Origin of the sequence: Campylobacter lari (assembly GCF_004357905.1) — a bacterium.
In the GTDB taxonomy this organism is placed as follows: Bacteria; Campylobacterota; Campylobacteria; order Campylobacterales; family Campylobacteraceae; genus Campylobacter_D; species Campylobacter_D lari_D.
Genome location: NZ_SMTT01000010.1, coordinates 28,869 through 44,100, shown reverse-complemented (window position 1 = coordinate 44,100; position 15,232 = coordinate 28,869). Strand labels below are relative to the sequence as shown.

The 15,232-nt window shown below is 28.1% G+C and carries 15 protein-coding genes; 3 read left to right on the top strand and 12 right to left on the bottom strand.

Annotated features, from left to right (window positions below; genetic code table 11):
- Window positions 1–538: 538 nt before the first annotated feature.
- The 8 genes from E2O22_RS07320 to E2O22_RS07285 form a co-directional block, all read right to left on the bottom strand.
- Entirely contained in the window at window positions 539–1,036 is a 498-nt protein-coding gene (locus E2O22_RS07320; RefSeq protein WP_133319913.1) for a TlpA family protein disulfide reductase, read from the bottom strand.
- On the bottom strand, window positions 997–1,488 hold the full coding sequence (locus tag E2O22_RS07315; RefSeq protein ID WP_133319912.1) for a TlpA family protein disulfide reductase: 492 nt from the start codon (window positions 1,486–1,488) through the stop codon (window positions 997–999). Before E2O22_RS07315 ends, E2O22_RS07320 begins: the two co-directional genes overlap by 40 nt.
- Complete coding sequence (locus E2O22_RS07310) at window positions 1,478–2,134, bottom strand: ABC transporter ATP-binding protein (RefSeq protein ID WP_012661870.1); 657 nt, start codon at window positions 2,132–2,134, stop codon at window positions 1,478–1,480. The genes E2O22_RS07315 and E2O22_RS07310 overlap by 11 nt, the downstream gene beginning before the upstream one ends.
- Window positions 2,134–3,249 carry an ABC transporter permease gene (locus tag E2O22_RS07305; protein ID WP_133319911.1) on the bottom strand — a complete coding sequence of 372 codons (1,116 nt, stop codon included), beginning with the start codon at window positions 3,247–3,249 and terminating at the stop codon, window positions 2,134–2,136. The genes E2O22_RS07310 and E2O22_RS07305 overlap by 1 nt, the downstream gene beginning before the upstream one ends.
- Complete coding sequence (locus tag E2O22_RS07300) at window positions 3,239–4,531, bottom strand: ABC transporter permease (RefSeq protein ID WP_133319910.1); 1,293 nt, start codon at window positions 4,529–4,531, stop codon at window positions 3,239–3,241. The genes E2O22_RS07305 and E2O22_RS07300 overlap by 11 nt, the downstream gene beginning before the upstream one ends.
- Complete coding sequence (locus tag E2O22_RS07295) at window positions 4,521–5,942, bottom strand: Fe-S-containing protein (RefSeq protein WP_133319909.1); 1,422 nt, start codon at window positions 5,940–5,942, stop codon at window positions 4,521–4,523. The genes E2O22_RS07300 and E2O22_RS07295 overlap by 11 nt, the downstream gene beginning before the upstream one ends.
- A 77-nt stretch (window positions 5,943–6,019) precedes the next feature.
- Window positions 6,020–6,541 carry a ferrirhodotorulic acid transporter, periplasmic binding protein gene (locus E2O22_RS07290; RefSeq protein WP_012661874.1) on the bottom strand — a complete coding sequence of 174 codons (522 nt, stop codon included), beginning with the start codon at window positions 6,539–6,541 and terminating at the stop codon, window positions 6,020–6,022.
- Window positions 6,538–8,589 carry an FTR1 family iron permease gene (locus tag E2O22_RS07285; protein WP_133319908.1) on the bottom strand — a complete coding sequence of 684 codons (2,052 nt, stop codon included), beginning with the start codon at window positions 8,587–8,589 and terminating at the stop codon, window positions 6,538–6,540. The genes E2O22_RS07290 and E2O22_RS07285 overlap by 4 nt, the downstream gene beginning before the upstream one ends.
- A 285-nt stretch (window positions 8,590–8,874) precedes the next feature.
- Here E2O22_RS07285 and E2O22_RS07280 point away from each other — a divergent pair, with 285 nt between their 5' ends.
- Complete coding sequence (locus tag E2O22_RS07280) at window positions 8,875–10,251, top strand: cation:dicarboxylate symporter family transporter (protein ID WP_243705662.1); 1,377 nt, start codon at window positions 8,875–8,877, stop codon at window positions 10,249–10,251.
- Here the strand turns inward: E2O22_RS07280 and E2O22_RS07275 are convergent.
- Together E2O22_RS07275 and E2O22_RS07270 are read right to left on the bottom strand one after the other, a co-directional pair.
- Window positions 10,248–11,105 carry a D-amino acid aminotransferase gene (locus tag E2O22_RS07275; protein WP_133319907.1) on the bottom strand — a complete coding sequence of 286 codons (858 nt, stop codon included), beginning with the start codon at window positions 11,103–11,105 and terminating at the stop codon, window positions 10,248–10,250. The genes E2O22_RS07280 and E2O22_RS07275 overlap by 4 nt on opposite strands.
- An 11-nt stretch (window positions 11,106–11,116) precedes the next feature.
- Window positions 11,117–12,094 carry a glycosyl transferase family 90 gene (locus E2O22_RS07270; RefSeq protein WP_133319906.1) on the bottom strand — a complete coding sequence of 326 codons (978 nt, stop codon included), beginning with the start codon at window positions 12,092–12,094 and terminating at the stop codon, window positions 11,117–11,119.
- Between the two features lie 131 nt (window positions 12,095–12,225).
- On the opposite strand from E2O22_RS07270, the gene E2O22_RS07265 reads away from it, so the two are divergent.
- Window positions 12,226–12,717 (top strand): hypothetical protein, encoded by a 492-nt coding sequence (locus tag E2O22_RS07265; RefSeq protein WP_133319905.1) that lies wholly within the window; start codon window positions 12,226–12,228, stop codon window positions 12,715–12,717.
- On the opposite strand, the gene E2O22_RS07990 is transcribed toward E2O22_RS07265, so the two are convergent.
- Together E2O22_RS07990 and rsmH are read right to left on the bottom strand one after the other, a co-directional pair.
- Entirely contained in the window at window positions 12,714–13,637 is a 924-nt protein-coding gene (locus E2O22_RS07990; protein ID WP_207921006.1) for a hypothetical protein, read from the bottom strand. The two genes, E2O22_RS07265 and E2O22_RS07990, sit on opposite strands and share 4 nt — an antisense overlap.
- 3 nt (window positions 13,638–13,640) lie before the next feature.
- Window positions 13,641–14,558 (bottom strand): 16S rRNA (cytosine(1402)-N(4))-methyltransferase RsmH, encoded by a 918-nt coding sequence (rsmH, locus tag E2O22_RS07255; RefSeq protein WP_133319904.1) that lies wholly within the window; start codon window positions 14,556–14,558, stop codon window positions 13,641–13,643.
- 60 nt (window positions 14,559–14,618) lie between these two features.
- Here rsmH and E2O22_RS07250 point away from each other — a divergent pair, with 60 nt between their 5' ends.
- Entirely contained in the window at window positions 14,619–15,197 is a 579-nt protein-coding gene (locus E2O22_RS07250; RefSeq protein WP_133319903.1) for a class II aldolase and adducin N-terminal domain-containing protein, read from the top strand.
- The last annotated feature ends 35 nt before the right edge of the window (window positions 15,198–15,232 follow it).

The following is a 15,232-nucleotide window of genomic DNA, read 5'->3' as shown; positions in this document are numbered from 1 at the left end:
ATCAAGATTATAATCATAAACATCATTATTATTAAATTTGTGCTGTTTAATAATATAAGCATTAGAAGTTTTATCATAATTTGCCTGGGTGGCAGCTTCTAAAGAGTTTAAGGAAAATATAGTGAGTAAGAAAAATTTTAATATCATGCAATATTTTCTCAAAATATGACTGAACAATATCCCCCCCCCTAAGGTTTAAATTAAAAAATAATCTTTTCATGGTATTTAAAATACCTCCTAGAAATTTTATATTTTCATAAAAAAGTTATACTACTGCTATGCATATAAATTTAAGCTTAAATTAAGAATAAGATATAAAATATCTCATTTTGAAAAAAATTATCAAAATGCTTGCTTATAGGCTTTTAGGTTAATTATTTTAATTGGGTATTTTTGTAACATACCAAACAATCAACATACAGCCTATCAATAACATTAACAATATATTTGCATTTTAGAGTACATAAAAAATCACTTAAAAAAATAATTGCAAATTTTATTTTTTAATTAAAAATAAACTTAAAAAAGTTAGCAGTAGTTATTGTAAAAATTTAATTTTATTTTCTAAAACACTTTTTGGAGTAAGTCCGATGAATTTTTCATTTATTTTGCCTTTTTCATCATAAAAAACTATCACAGGTACACCATAAATTCCACCCACGGCCTTAGACAAAAATGAGCTTGCTTTAGCTTCATACATAAGTGGTAAATTTAACTTTTTTTCCAAAAGAATTTTTTGGGCTTCTTCTTTTGATTTAGCTCCATTTAACACCGCTAAAATAGGAAAATTTCTTTCTCTATAAAGTTCATTTAGCATCGGAATTTGTGCATTACACGCACCACAATCTTGCGTGAAAAAAAATAAAGCATAAGCTTGATTTGCATTTTGTGTTTTTAAGGTTTTTTCAAAACCATCGTATTTAAAAGTATAGTTTTGACTTGAATTTAAGGTTTGAAATTCATTATTTGAGCATGCACTAAAGAAAAAAACACTTATTAAAGCCAAGAAGCAATAGAAGCTTTTAGTTGTGACCATGGTTTTTCTCCTATAATTTTATCTTGCACAACTCCATCTTTAATGACAAAAGTTGTTGGTACTGCAAAAATGTTAAATCTTTGCCATGATATATCTAAATCATCTTGCAAAAATATAATATTTTTATAATCATATTTTGTAGCAAATTCTTCAAAATCTTTCCCCTTATCCACAGAATCAAGTGCTAAAATAGTGATTTTTTTAGGGTATTCGTTAGCTAGTTTTTCCAAGAGTGGTAAGTCTTTTAAACAAGATGCACAACCTTGCTCTACAAAGGTTAAAACAATGAGATTATCAAAATCAGCTAGTTTGATTTTCTTACCTTCTAAATTTTTAGCTGCGATTTCTGGTGCTTTTAAGCCTACTTTGCCGCCATTTTTATTGTTGTTTTCAAAACATGCACTTAAAAAAACTAAACATAAACAAGCTAAAATTATACTCTTAATTTTCACTTTTCATCACTCCATGGCTTAAAATGATAGTTCTATCAGCAAAAGTAGCTAAGTCTGGATTGTGAGTGATTAAAACTATGGTTTTACCATCTTGTTTTAATTTACAAAAAAGCTCTAGAATATTTTTTTCATTTGCCTCATCTAAATTTCCAGTTGGCTCATCTGCTAATAAAATTTCAGGATCATTCACTAAAGCTCTTGCTATACATAGCCTTTGTTGCTCCCCGCCACTTAATTGGCTAGGTAAATGCGTAAGTCTGTGTGAAAGCCCTACTTTTTCTAGTGCCATTATAGCGTCTTTTTGTTCTATACTTGAGTGATAAAACTGAGCTAGCATGACATTTTCTAAAGCATTTAAATAAGGTATTAAATGAAATTGTTGAAAAATCAAACCTATTTTTTCTCTTCTAATTACGCTTTTTTCTTCTTCACTTAAATTTCCAACTTCTTTATCATCTAAAAAATACTCCCCACTACTTTGAGTATCCATTAAAGAAAGTATATTTAAAAGTGTTGATTTACCTGAACCTGATGGGCCCATAATGGCTAGCCATTCGCCTTGCTTTACTTCTAGGTTGATATTTTGCAAAGCTTTAACTTCATTAAAATTACGATTTAAATTTGAAATTTTTATAATATTTTTCATCACTCACCCTTTAAATTTTCACAAACATTGATTTTTAAAGCTTTTTTTAGCGGTAAGATACTTGCAAAAAATGCAAATACTAAAGAAACAAGCACTGCAAAAAACACCGAAAGCAATCTAAAATCTATACTTGCATTAAAAATCAAATACCCAAAAATATTTGCTAAAAAATATCCGCAAAAAGCGCCGAGCAAACTCGCACTCAAGCTTAAAATAAACACTTCAGCTCCAAAAAGTTTAATAACTTCTTTATACTTAGCTCCTAGTGCAAGGTGCAAGGCTATTTCTTTTTTTCTTGAAAAAATCACTGCACTAAGAGTGGTATTTACACTCAAAGAACTAATGAGCAAAATAGTTAAACTAATCAAAGCCATCAAAGCCTTGATCTTTTCTAAAATCACACCTTCACTAATGGATACTGAAGCTATGACTTTGGCTTCTACATTAGCCTTGCTAAGTTCTTTTGCTTTTTGATCTAAGCTTTCATAATCACCTAGTAAAATAGCTTGAGCATAATTTATCACTTCTTTAGCTGCTAACTCTTGAGCTTTTTTTAAAGAGATGATTAAAACCCCATCTTGCTCATCATTGCTTCTTAAAATAGCTTTGATTTTTACTTTGACTATTTTAGATATACTTGGGTTATAAATTTGCAATTCTTGTCCTATTTTAAGCTCTAATTGTTTAGCTAAATCAGCCCCCACAAAGGCACTATCTTCACTAAAATCACTCAAAGAAAAGCTTCCTTTTAAAACCTCCATAAAAGGCTTGGTAAGCTTTAAATTTGCAAAATCAACCCCAACAACTACCGCACTTGAACTTTCAAGATTATAAAAACCATATAAAAATGGGGTTAAAGCCTTTGCTTTCAAGTTTTCTTTGGCTTGATTAAATTCATCCATGCTTAAAAACTCATCATCTTTTGGCGTGATGATAAAATTAGCTCCATAAGCTTTTAATTCTTTGGATAATTTTGTGTCAATATCAAAATAAATATTAAAAAACGAAGCACTTACCATAGCACCCATGAACACAGCTATAAAAATAATACAAACTCTTTTATAAGAAAAAATAAGAGATTTAAAAACCTCTTGCATAAAAAAATTATTTCCCATATAAAACCTCTGAAGTAGAAAGTTTAGAAATTCCTTTGATAGAAAACAAGCATCCTAAAAATACTATAAGCACTGCAAAAAATAAACAAATTGGTAGGATAATCCAAGAAATTTCAATGGTATGTTCAAATATACTCAAGGCGATAATCTCTGACATACCTATACCAAAAGCAAAACCCAAAACAGCCCCAACTAAAGCTACCACAACCCCTTCTAACGCAAAAATCATATAAATTTGCAAAGTGCTAGCACCTAAAGCTTTTAAAAGCCCTATTTCACTTTTTCTTCTAAAAATATCCGCACTCATTAAAGATGATATAGCTATGGAAGCTACGATTAAGCATATAATGCTAACTACTGCCATTAAAGATTGAATTTTAGATACTATCAAACTTTCTGCATCTGAAATCGCACTCACTACTTTTGTGCTTGCACCTTTAAAATCTTCTGCAATTTGATAGGCAATAGAACTTACATAAGCAGTGCAATACCACTGATCATACTCAAGCTGATCAAGACTATCTACATCGCGTCTTGCTTTTTGCGCTAAATCATTTTCAGGTATAGTCAAAGCTGAAACTTCTGCTTTTGAGAATAAACCTTCTTTTTTAGAAAGCTTTTGTGCTAAAAGTAAAGAAGTGATGATTTTATTTGAAAAAGCTTGAGTTAAATCCATAATACCAACAATTTTTACTTTAAAAATTTGATCATTTTGCACAAGGGTGATTTCATCATCTATTTTTAAATCATACTTTTGTGCTAAATCTATTCCTAGCATTATTTCATCTAAACTATCATCTTTTGGGTAATTTCCTTTGATTTGACTATATTTGTATAATTCTTTAATACCTGCATAAAAATCATCATCATCTTGAATCTTTATAGCCTTATCAAAATAAGTTCCCACTAAAGAGATATTTTCATAATTTGCATTTGGAGTTTGAATTTTTACCTGAGTATCTAAAAATGGCGCAAAGGCATTGATATTATTTCTCCAAAAAATTTCTTTTATAGTATGGAGCTTGTTTTCTTCTAAAAAATTTTGATTTTTCAATGGCTCATAAATTTTATTACCCACTTCTACACTCAAACTTGCACCTTTAGGTAAAACTAAAATGTTTGATCCATAACTTCTTAATTCTTTTGTAATTTCATTACCTATACCCAAAGTAAGATTTAACATAGTAGCCATAAGTAAAGTAGCTAAAAAAATCGTTAGTAAGGCTAGAGATTTTTGGATTTTATTTTGAAAAATAGAGTTTTTTACAATCTTAACTTGCATAGTCATTTCCTAATAAATTATGAATTCTATATTTTGAAGATTTATTCATATCAATGTATTTTAAAGGATCGTTTTTAAACTCTTCATAATTTTTTTCATTAGCAAAAAAATATGTTCTTCCTTTATAAACATAAGATCTTGGTGCTTTTAAGTTAATAAGCTCGGTATGATCAATAGGATCATAAACTTTCTTTTCTACTACTTGAGTGAAAAAATTTACCCCATCTAAAATTTCTGAAAAAGGTATGATAACTTTACCATTTTCAAATTTATATTTCATAGGGATAGGATTACACCCACCTGCCTTACCTACACTTGGTAAGAAAATTCTAACATTACATGAAATACAAATTAACTCTCCACCTTTTTTAACATACCCCATATCTCCACATATACTACAAGCATCAAAAACTGCTACTGGAGAGTCTTTATCTTCTCTTTTGTTAATTAAGAAAAATCTTACCACTTTACCCTCATCGCTAATATAAGCAAAGCGATGTAAGTTATTATCTCTTAATATTGCCACATCAAAAACAAATTCATTATTTTCATTTGGCTCTACATAGGTTGGCTCGTCTATGGTGATTGGTCTTGAAGCATGCAAGTCATAAAAGAGAAAAATACAAAGACTTAAAATCATAGCACTAAAAATACTTGCACTAAAATTAGTTATAGTTGAATTTTTTGCTTGATTTTTTCTAAATTCTATATCAAAATCTTTTTTCTTGCTGTTTTCACTCACTCTTTGCTTTAAAGCTAAAACTATACAAATTCCTAGCAATAAAAACCATATATATGTATAGAATTTAGCATAATATACACTTTTTGCCACATAGCTTAAATATAAACTTTCTGTTTCTATCACACCTTCTCTCATAAGGTGCAATAAAATTTGTGCTAAAGCTTCATTTAGATAAAAAATCACGATAATGAGTAAAAATAAATTTAAAAACTTAAATTTAAATTCCCTTAGCCATCTTGTAAAAAGATAAACCCCAAAACACATCACAAAAGCAAGCAAAATAAGCCCAAAAGAACTAATCGCTAAAGAATCTAAAAAATTAGTGCTTAATATAGGAAAGTCGATAGAAATATGTAAGTATTTTATACCAAAAGCAAAAGATAATAAAAAAAGCAATATTGCTTGAATTTTTTCTTTTAAAAAATTATTTTTTATAAAAGAAAAAATGATAACACTTAAAAACAATAAAACAAATAAAACATCATTAGAAAAATACAACAAATCATAACTTAGTGTTTTAGCGCTAATAAAAAAAGCAAAATAAGAAAAAACAAAACCCACAAAAGCAAGTTTAAACACTAAAGAATTTTTTAGATTATAAAAAAATAAAGCACTTAAAAGTGCGTAAGAAAAAAATACTCCAAAAAAATGTACAAAATAAATCGACATAGGCTCTTCTTTGATAGAATTTATTTATAAAATCAATAATTTTATAAATAAACCCTAGCAAAAAGCTAGGGAAAAAATCACTTAGGTTTTCCTGTGTATTTAAAGTTGTATTTAACTGAAAATGGCTCAAACCATTTACCAACACCCGTTTCTTTATCAACATGGCGTCCAAAACCTTGTTTTTCTGGGCTTTCTATTAAAAATACTAACTCGTAATTTCCAATACCTGTATCCATTTTTAAATTTGCACCATAGTGAGGGCCATCATCTGCTACCATAGGCATAAGAGTTCCTGTTTTTACTTTACCATTGTCAAGATTAGTTAGCTTATAAGCTATAGTTAAATAAGGAATCCAAAAACCTTCTGGAAAGCCGTTTTTATTGCCCTTTAATGCATGAATATCTGCTTCAAGGTGAATATCTGCTAAACTTGCTGCAAGATCAATCCCTCTTGGCTCCATTTCGATTGGCTGTAAATAAACTGCTGCTATTTCCATACCATTTAATTCATAAGGATCGCCAATTGGCACCTCTGCTGCAAAAACTGAACTAGCTAAAATACTAGCTGCTGCACCTAAACTTAATAAAGTTTTTTTCATATTTTTTCCCTTTTATTTGAAATTTGCTTTGTTATAAAAATACCCATAATGAGTAAGATTAAAACCATAAACTGAGGTATAATGCTCTCATAGTAAGGATAAATTCCAAGCCATAAAATTCCTTCAAAATCAAAAGGAAGCAAGCTTGGGGTAATAACCTTAGCTTCTATGAGCTCACCAATGCCTTTGCCTGTAAAGACAAAGACCATATAAAAAATAATGTATGAAGTTATATAGAAAAATTGTTTTACTGGTATTTTTAAAGCACCAGCTTTTAATAAATAATAAAGTATTATAAGTATAATTAATCCACTAGCTAATCCTATAAATATAAAACTATAATCTGTGCTTGTTTTTGCATCAAATAATAAAGCTTGATAAAAAAGAATAGTTTCAGCACCTTCTCTGTATACAGCTAAAAACACACTAAACCATAAAGTTTTTGCTGAATTATTTGAGATAGCTTCAACTGCTTGAGTTTTTACATAATTTGCCCATTTTTTATTTTGCGCATTTGATAAAAGCCAAAAACCGACATAAAATAGTAATACAACAGCCACAAGCATAGTAATGCCCTCTAAAAATTCTCTACTTTGCCCTGCTTGTTCTTTAAAAATCCATGAAATAAAAAATGCAGTTACAAAACTTAAAAATACTCCACTCCAAAGTGCTGAATATACTATACTTAAACGCTTTTTATTGCCACTTTGAACTAAATATGAAACTATGGCTACAACAATGATTAAAGCCTCTAAACCTTCTCTTAAGATAATACCCAAAGCCCATATAAATAAAGACATAGGTGAAGATTCTTGAATTTTATCCAAAGAATTTTCAATTAATGCACCAAGCTCATCAAAATTCTGTTTTAATTCTTCTTTAGAAGCACTTGCTTTAATAAGTGCAACACCTTTTGAAAAATAACTTTCTATTTTTAATTTTAAAGCACTATCAATAGCACCAATTTTACTTTCCATACCACTTGCTTCAAAAATATCCAAATAAACATTTTGTAAAGCATCTATGCTATTTAAATTAAAACCATCATAATTTTGTAAAATATTATTAAGTGCAATTTTTATATCATCATATACTTTAGTATAGTTTTTAGTACTCATAACACTTTCATTAAAGCCTTTAACCTGAAGTAAAGCTAATTCTTCTTTAGGTAAAGCTAGGAATGCTTCATATAATAAATCTGATATGTCTGAAATTTCATCTCTTATAGCTTTTTCATCCAAAGTGTTATTGTTGATTTTTCTTATTATAGTTCTAAGTTTTGTTTGAATTTTTTTATCCATACCCGCTTTTGTGTATCTTGCTACTAAAACTTCTACCTTTGAATTTCTATAATCTTCGAATAATGCTGATTGGATTAAATCTTTAGCTTTTTGGTAATCTTTATTTACAAAAGCCAATGCTGCTTGATCAAGTTTTGAAATCATTGAATCCATTAAAAATTGTAATCTTGCATCCATAGCTGAAGCTTCTTGTAAGGCTAATAATGTTTCGTCTTTTTGGATATTTTGCTCTTGAGTAGTTGAATTTTGAGTCAAATTTGATGATGTTTGTCCTTTAACATCCTCTCCAAGTAAAGATGCAAACATAGCTTCAGCTTGCGCTTGACGCTCTTTTTCTGCTTTTAAAGATGAGCTTTCAGCTGCTTTTTTATCATAATTTATATCACTAGCTTCAGCTTTTAATTGAAATCCTTTTTCTAATATAGGAACGACTTCATCTAAATCAAAATACAAGCTACTAATTAAAGCTTCTATCTTAGAAATATCTTCTTTATCTTTATACATTTTTCTTAAATTAATAAATTTACGCTCCATCACAATGACTTTTCTACCGACATTACGACCAATAGAGCCTTCCATGGTTTCAAAATGCTGAAAATATGCATCTTCAGCTTTTTTCTTAGCTTCTAAATTTTTATTATCTTTATATAACACCATGCTTTCATTCAAAATTTGCTTAATATTTTGACTTTCTTTTTGATAATCAATATCCCTAGCAAGTGTTAAAGAACAAAATAAAAAAATCATTAATAAACTTATTTTTTTAAACACTATTTTACTCCGAAATGATATTCATTTTTAAAATCATAGTCACAAGTATAGTACTAGCTTTCTTAAATTTAGATAAACATTATCATTATTTATTTCATAATAAATCATACAAAAATACTACAAAATGCTACTTTTATCTACAAAATAAGATAAAAAATTATTATTTTTAGCTTTTATATTTATTTTTTATTTATTTTAACAATAAAAATAAGTTTTTCTTTGCTAATATGTATCGTTTTTTAAAATTACAAGGAGTTTTTTATGCTAGTTATTACTCATGAAAAACCAAGCAAGCTCAAAAAAATGTTAAAAAATTTAGGTTTTTGGGTGATTATAGGAATTATAGCTGGTATTTGCCTTGGCTTATTAGATAAGGAATTTGCATTAGCTAGTAAAATCGGTGTAGATTATTTTATACAAGCTTTAAAAATTCTCATAGGTCCTATTATATTTTTAACTATTGTTTTAGGTGTTATTAGTCTTGAAAGCTTAAAACAAGTTGGAAGCATAGGAGCTAAAGCTTTGCTTTATTTTGAAATAGTAAGCACTTTTGCTTTAGCTATTGGCATTTTTATGGCAAACATTATGGGACCTGGTAAAGGAATGAACCTTGATCCAAGCACTCTAGATCAAGAAAGTGTAGCTCAATTTGTTAATAAAAATATAGAAATAAGTGCACAAAATGAAATTTTGCATATTTTAAAAGATGCTATACCTACTGATATCATAGCTGCTTTTAGCGAAGGAAAAACTTTGCAAATCTTAGTTATAGCTCTAGCTTGTGCTTTTATTATTTCGCTTATGAGAATTGATGAGAGAAAAGCTATACAAAAAACCTTAGAAATAATGCAAAGTTTTGTTTTTAAAATCTTAGAAATCATTATGTATTTTTCTCCCATCGCCGCTTTTTCTGCGATGGCTTTTTTAGTGGCAAAATATGGACTTGATTCTTTATTAAATTTGGGTTATTTGCTTATTGTTATGTTGCTTGCTTCTTTGCTTTTTATCTTTGGAGTTTTAGGGCTTATTTGTTTTATTGCTAAAGTCAATATTTTTAAATTTATGCATTTTATCTCAAGAGAAGTTTTAATAGTTTTTGCCACGAGTTCTAGCGAATCAGCATTAGCTCCGCTTATGAGAAAACTTGAAAAAGCAGGAATTTCAAAAGCCACTGTGGGCTTGGTATTACCAACTGGATATAGTTTTAATCTTGATTGTACTAATATTTATTTGGCTATGAGTTTAATTTTCCTTGCTCAAGCTTTTAATGTAGAACTTTCTTTAACTCATGAAATTAGCATTTTAATAGTGCTTATGATAGCCTCAAAAGGTGCTGTTGGTGTGACTGGATCAGGTTTTATTATACTAGGAAGTACACTTGCGGCTTTATCTAATATGCACATTGCAGAAGCTAACAATGGCTTAGGAGCAAGTTTGGGCGAGGTTTTACCTGTGGCTGCCATTTCTATACTTTTGGGCGTGGATAAATTTATGTCTGAAATTCGTGCTGTGGGAAATTTATGTGGTAATAGCGTAGCAGCTTTAATCGTAGCTATTTGGGATAAACAAATAGACTGGGAAAAGTTTCACTACGCTCTAGATAATCCTAAAGAATTTACTAATGCGGGTTTTGATTAAAAAACCTCTTTTTGAATTTTTTCTACATATTTTTCTCTTAGTTTTTGGGTATAAAAGCCCACCTTACCATCATTAATTACCTTACTATCTGCTTTTATAACACCTAAAATCAAAAAAGTAGCCGCAGAAATAAACACCTCATCAGCCTCATACACTTCTTTCATACTAAAAGCTCTTTGATCTACTTTAAGATCAAGTTCTTTTGCAAATTTTAAGATATTTTTACGGCGAATTCCTGGTAAGATTTCATTAGAAAATGGCTTAGTGATTAAAGTTTTATCTTTTATAATAAAAGCTGAACTACTAGAAGCTTCCGTTACTAAAGCATTTTCTACCATAAAAGCTTCAAAAACCCTAGCTTTAACAGCTTCTTCTTTTGCAAGACATTGAGCTAATAAAGAAATTGATTTTATATCCCTTCTTTTCCACCTTAAATCAGCTGTTGAAATAACACTTACTCCATTTTTAGCAAACTCATGCTCAATCACCTTGCATTCAAAAGCAAAGGCCATAATAGTAGGTTTTAACCCCTTTAAAAGAGCAAAATTTCTACTAGCAACCCCTCTGGTAATTTGCATATAAAGCCCGCCTTCTTTGAGAGAATTTTTAATGATTAATTGCTTTAAAATATTTTCAAATTCTTCTTTTGTATAAGGAATTTGTAGATCAATTTGGGCTAAACTACGCTCAAAACGCTCCCAAAATTCTTCCTTATCAGCTATTTTTGCATTTACCACAGGAACTACTTCATAAATTCCATCTCCAAAGATAAAACCTCTATCAAAAATACTCACTTTAGCTTCGCTAGCTTTTATAAATTCATCATTTAAAAATACTATTTCCATCTCTTGCATAAACTCTCCTTTTAATCAAATAAATTAATAATATCTTTTGGTAAATCAAGCTGATTAGAATAATAAAAATACTTAGCTAAAACTAAAATTCCTATATAAAATTCTATCTTTTCATCTAAAAATTGCTCTATATAAGCATGAGCATTTTGTATGATTTCTTTTGCTCTATGTGGATTAGCTAAATAATAATCAAGCAAAGCTTCTACATTTTCATAATCATCATCAATCAAAGCAAAATGCTCATTTGGAACTAACTTTCCTTCCATAAACCAAGTTTCATAACGCATTTTTGGGGCTAAAACTAAAGAATTTGTTTTCATCGCCCACTTTAAGTTGCTTGCTACATCATTACCTTCCAATGAAAGTAAAAATTTAAACTGCGTTTGATAGGCTCTGCTAATTTTAAAATTTAAATTTTTAATCCATTTTTCGGCTTGAATTTTTCTACCGCCAACATGAGCAATATCACAGCAAGGATTATCAAAATATTTTTCAAAAAATTTAATACGATGAGGTTGATAAATTGCACCTCTAAAAAAGAGTAAGTCTTTTTTATCTTCAAATTGGTTTTTATCTTGTATAAAATCAAAATGTCTGTTTTTGTCTAATTTTAAAATGATATTATTAAAGCCATTTTCAACTGGTCTTGATTTAGCTATGCTTGGATATTTAAGATTATAACTAATATCTCCAAAACCTTCAATCCATAAAAAATCATCATTAAAATATTTACTAATTGCATAAGCATCATAAGCATAAGAAGTTTTTTTAAAGGGAAATTTTCCTATTTTTTCATAATTTTGAAAATTTTTTATATCAAAAAAATCATTTTGCAAATTGTAATAATTTAAGCGAGTAATAATATTATCTATATTTTTTGATTTTAAAAGCTCTTTGAAAATATTTTGTAATTGATTTTGATAAATTTTTCTAGGTATAAAACTTTTAGCTATGCCTTTTACATTCATCATAAATCTAGAATCTGCCATCTTTTTCTTTCTTTATATGCAAAAATAATGTAAATTTTAACACAAGATTTCATTTACAAGACTTAAAATTTATCTTATTTAAAAACAAAAATGCTAAAATCACAAAAATCACATACTTACTAGGTAAAACAATGAAAATACAAGAATTTATTTTAAACTTTATTTTTAAAGTTTCAAATCAACCTGTTAATTTAAAAGATTTATTAGAAGCAAATGCCTTGTTAAATGAAGGTATGATGATAGATCCTGCGAAATTAAATTTTAAATTTAAGGTATTCAATTCTTATCTTATATATACCCTTTTTTGTATAGCTATTTTAGTTCCTATGCTTATCATCAGCCATTATTTTTTAACAATTATTGATTTTCATATTAGTATCTTAAGTGCTATTTTTGTTACCGCTTGTGTTTTTGTTGGCTATGATATTTTTAAAATTTATACTAGAAAAGTAATAAGCAAAAGATTATTGAAAAAAGCCTGGACTTTACATTTTCCATATTTTGCTTATGAAAAATATTCAAAAATAGCAGAAAATATTTATAACCAAGCCATTAAAGAAGAAATTCCAAAAAATCAACTTGAACAATATGTTTTGGAGAAAATCATTCAAACACAAGATTAATCTAAAAAGTCTAAAACTTGATTTTGAAAATACAATGCTTCAAGCTGTCTTTGAAGCTCTTTGTTTTCTTCATCTAAAACTAATTCTTGCGATCTTAAATCTGCTATTTCTCTACTTACATAATAAATTTGATTTCTAATATAAATTTGTGGGAAAAATATCAATAAAGCAAATGCTATCATCAAACCTGCGTATAATAAATTTTTAGGGGTTAAATTTTTATTTTCCTCACTTACTATGCTATCTAAAAGTTCGTATTTATCTTCTTGATTATATTCTTGGTTTTCTTCAAGCCTTACTTTTTCTTCTAAAATTTTTTGCTCTTGCTTAGCTAATCTTTCTTTTTCTTTTAATTCTTCTTGAGCTTTTTTTATTTTTTCTTGTTCGATTTTTTTTTGCTCTTTTAATTCTTGTTTGAGTTTGATTTTTTCTTTTCTTTTTTCTTTTAAATCTTGAAATTTTGAAGTAACAAAGACATTACTTTGAGTAAGAATTTTAGATATTTGAATAGAATCTTTTTTTTCTTGTTGTATTTTTTCTACTTTTTTTACTTCCTGCAAAGTTTTAACATTTTTAGATGGCTTAAGATTTTTATCATTTTTTTTATCAAATTTTTCTTTTTGCTTTTTGAAAAAATTGAGTTGTAATTTAAAAGGCTTTTTTTCTTCTAATTTAACATTTATCAAATCTTCTTTTAAATAAATAGCGGATTGTTTTTTAGGTTTTTCTTTATATTCTTCATCAAAGTCTGTAAATTTAGGTCTTTTTTTACGCTGTATTCTATTTTTTAATATGCGATCGCTTTCATTGAAATTGTGCTCATACTCTTCATAAGGTCTACCTTCTTTAATAGCCCTAGAATATTTCAACATTTTTTCGCGTATATTTTGTTTTTCTTTTAAAAAATCATCTTCAATCATTATTTACCTAAAATAAAAAATTCTCATTTTTGCACAACTTGATCTACTATTATAGCTTATTTCTTCTTTGGAGGCACTTATAGCTTTTTTACTTAAAATTTTACCAAGACTATGTCCTTTACCGCATTCGCATTTTATAGCTCTTTCATCACAAATGCAGTCTTTTTCCCATCTTTTAAAAGTATTTTTTACTATTCTATCCTCTAAAGAATGAAAGCTAATAATAGCTAATTTACAATCTTTTAATTTTGCTTTCTCTATATTTTCAAGTAAGGATTTTAACTCACCAAGTTCATTATTTACTTCTATACGCAAAGCTTGAAATACGAGCAAAGCTAAAGATACATTGCGTCCTTTTAACTTAGCATTTCCTATAATTTGACTTAATTCTTTTGCACTTGTAATCTCTTTTTGACTTCTTGCATTGATAATTTTTTGAGCGAGCATTGAAGCAACCGGCGCTAGATCTCCATAGTCTTTAAAAATTCGTTCTAAAGCTTCCTTGTTGTAAGAATTTACTACTTCTTTAGCACTTAAAGGATTATTTTGATCCATTCTCATATCTAAAAAATCAGAATTTAGTGAAAAACCCCTATCATTTTTATCAAGCTGCAAAGAAGATACACCAATATCGGCTAAAATTCCTCTTATGTTTTGCGTTGAAATTTGAGTTAAAATATCTTTAAAACCTATATGATTAAAACTTATTCTATCTTGAAAATTTTTTAAAAACTCTTTGGAAAAACTTAAAGCCTCTAAATCTTTATCGCAAGCAATTAATCTTAATTTTTCATGAGCTTGCAATAATGCTTTAGAATGCCCTCCATAACCCAAAGTACAATCTAAAAAATCTCCGCTATCAAAATCATCAAAAGTATTTAAAACTTCTTGTAATAAAACAGGAATATGTGGACTTTGCAAAATATACCTTTTAATATTTTTTAGTATAATACCTTAGCTAAGTTTAAAACAAGGTTTTTAATGAATAAAGAAAATATTATTTCCCAAATTCAAATTCTATCCTCATCAATGTTTAAAAAAAATTTTTTTGGAATTTGCCATGGTTCTGTTTCAGCAAAACTTTCACAAGGCTCATTTATTATCAACAAAAGCAATGCTTTTTTGAATCAATTAGATGAAAAAAATTTAAGTATCTTAAAATTTGCAAAAGATTATAGCTGGGATGAAGCAAGCAGCGATAGTGAAATACATAAAAGCATATATGAAAATATACCTGAAGCTAAATTCGTATGTTTTGCTTATCCAGCTTATACCTTATCCATGAGTTTAAATCATGATTTCATAACACCTCAAGATTATTTTGGAGAAATTTTTTTAGAAAAAATTCGAGTTTACAATCCTAAAAGTTATGAGGATTGGGATGATAGATCGCAAACTGAAATTTATCGTTATATGTTAGAACAAAAACAAAATTTTGTCGTTGTGAAAGGATATGGAATATTTGCTTATGGAAGAACAAGCTATGAACTTGGAAAAATAATAGATTTAATCGAAAATTCTTGTAAAATTATCCATTTAGCAGAGACAAATTTATCATAAAATCATAAAATTAATTTTTTATTAATCACAAATTA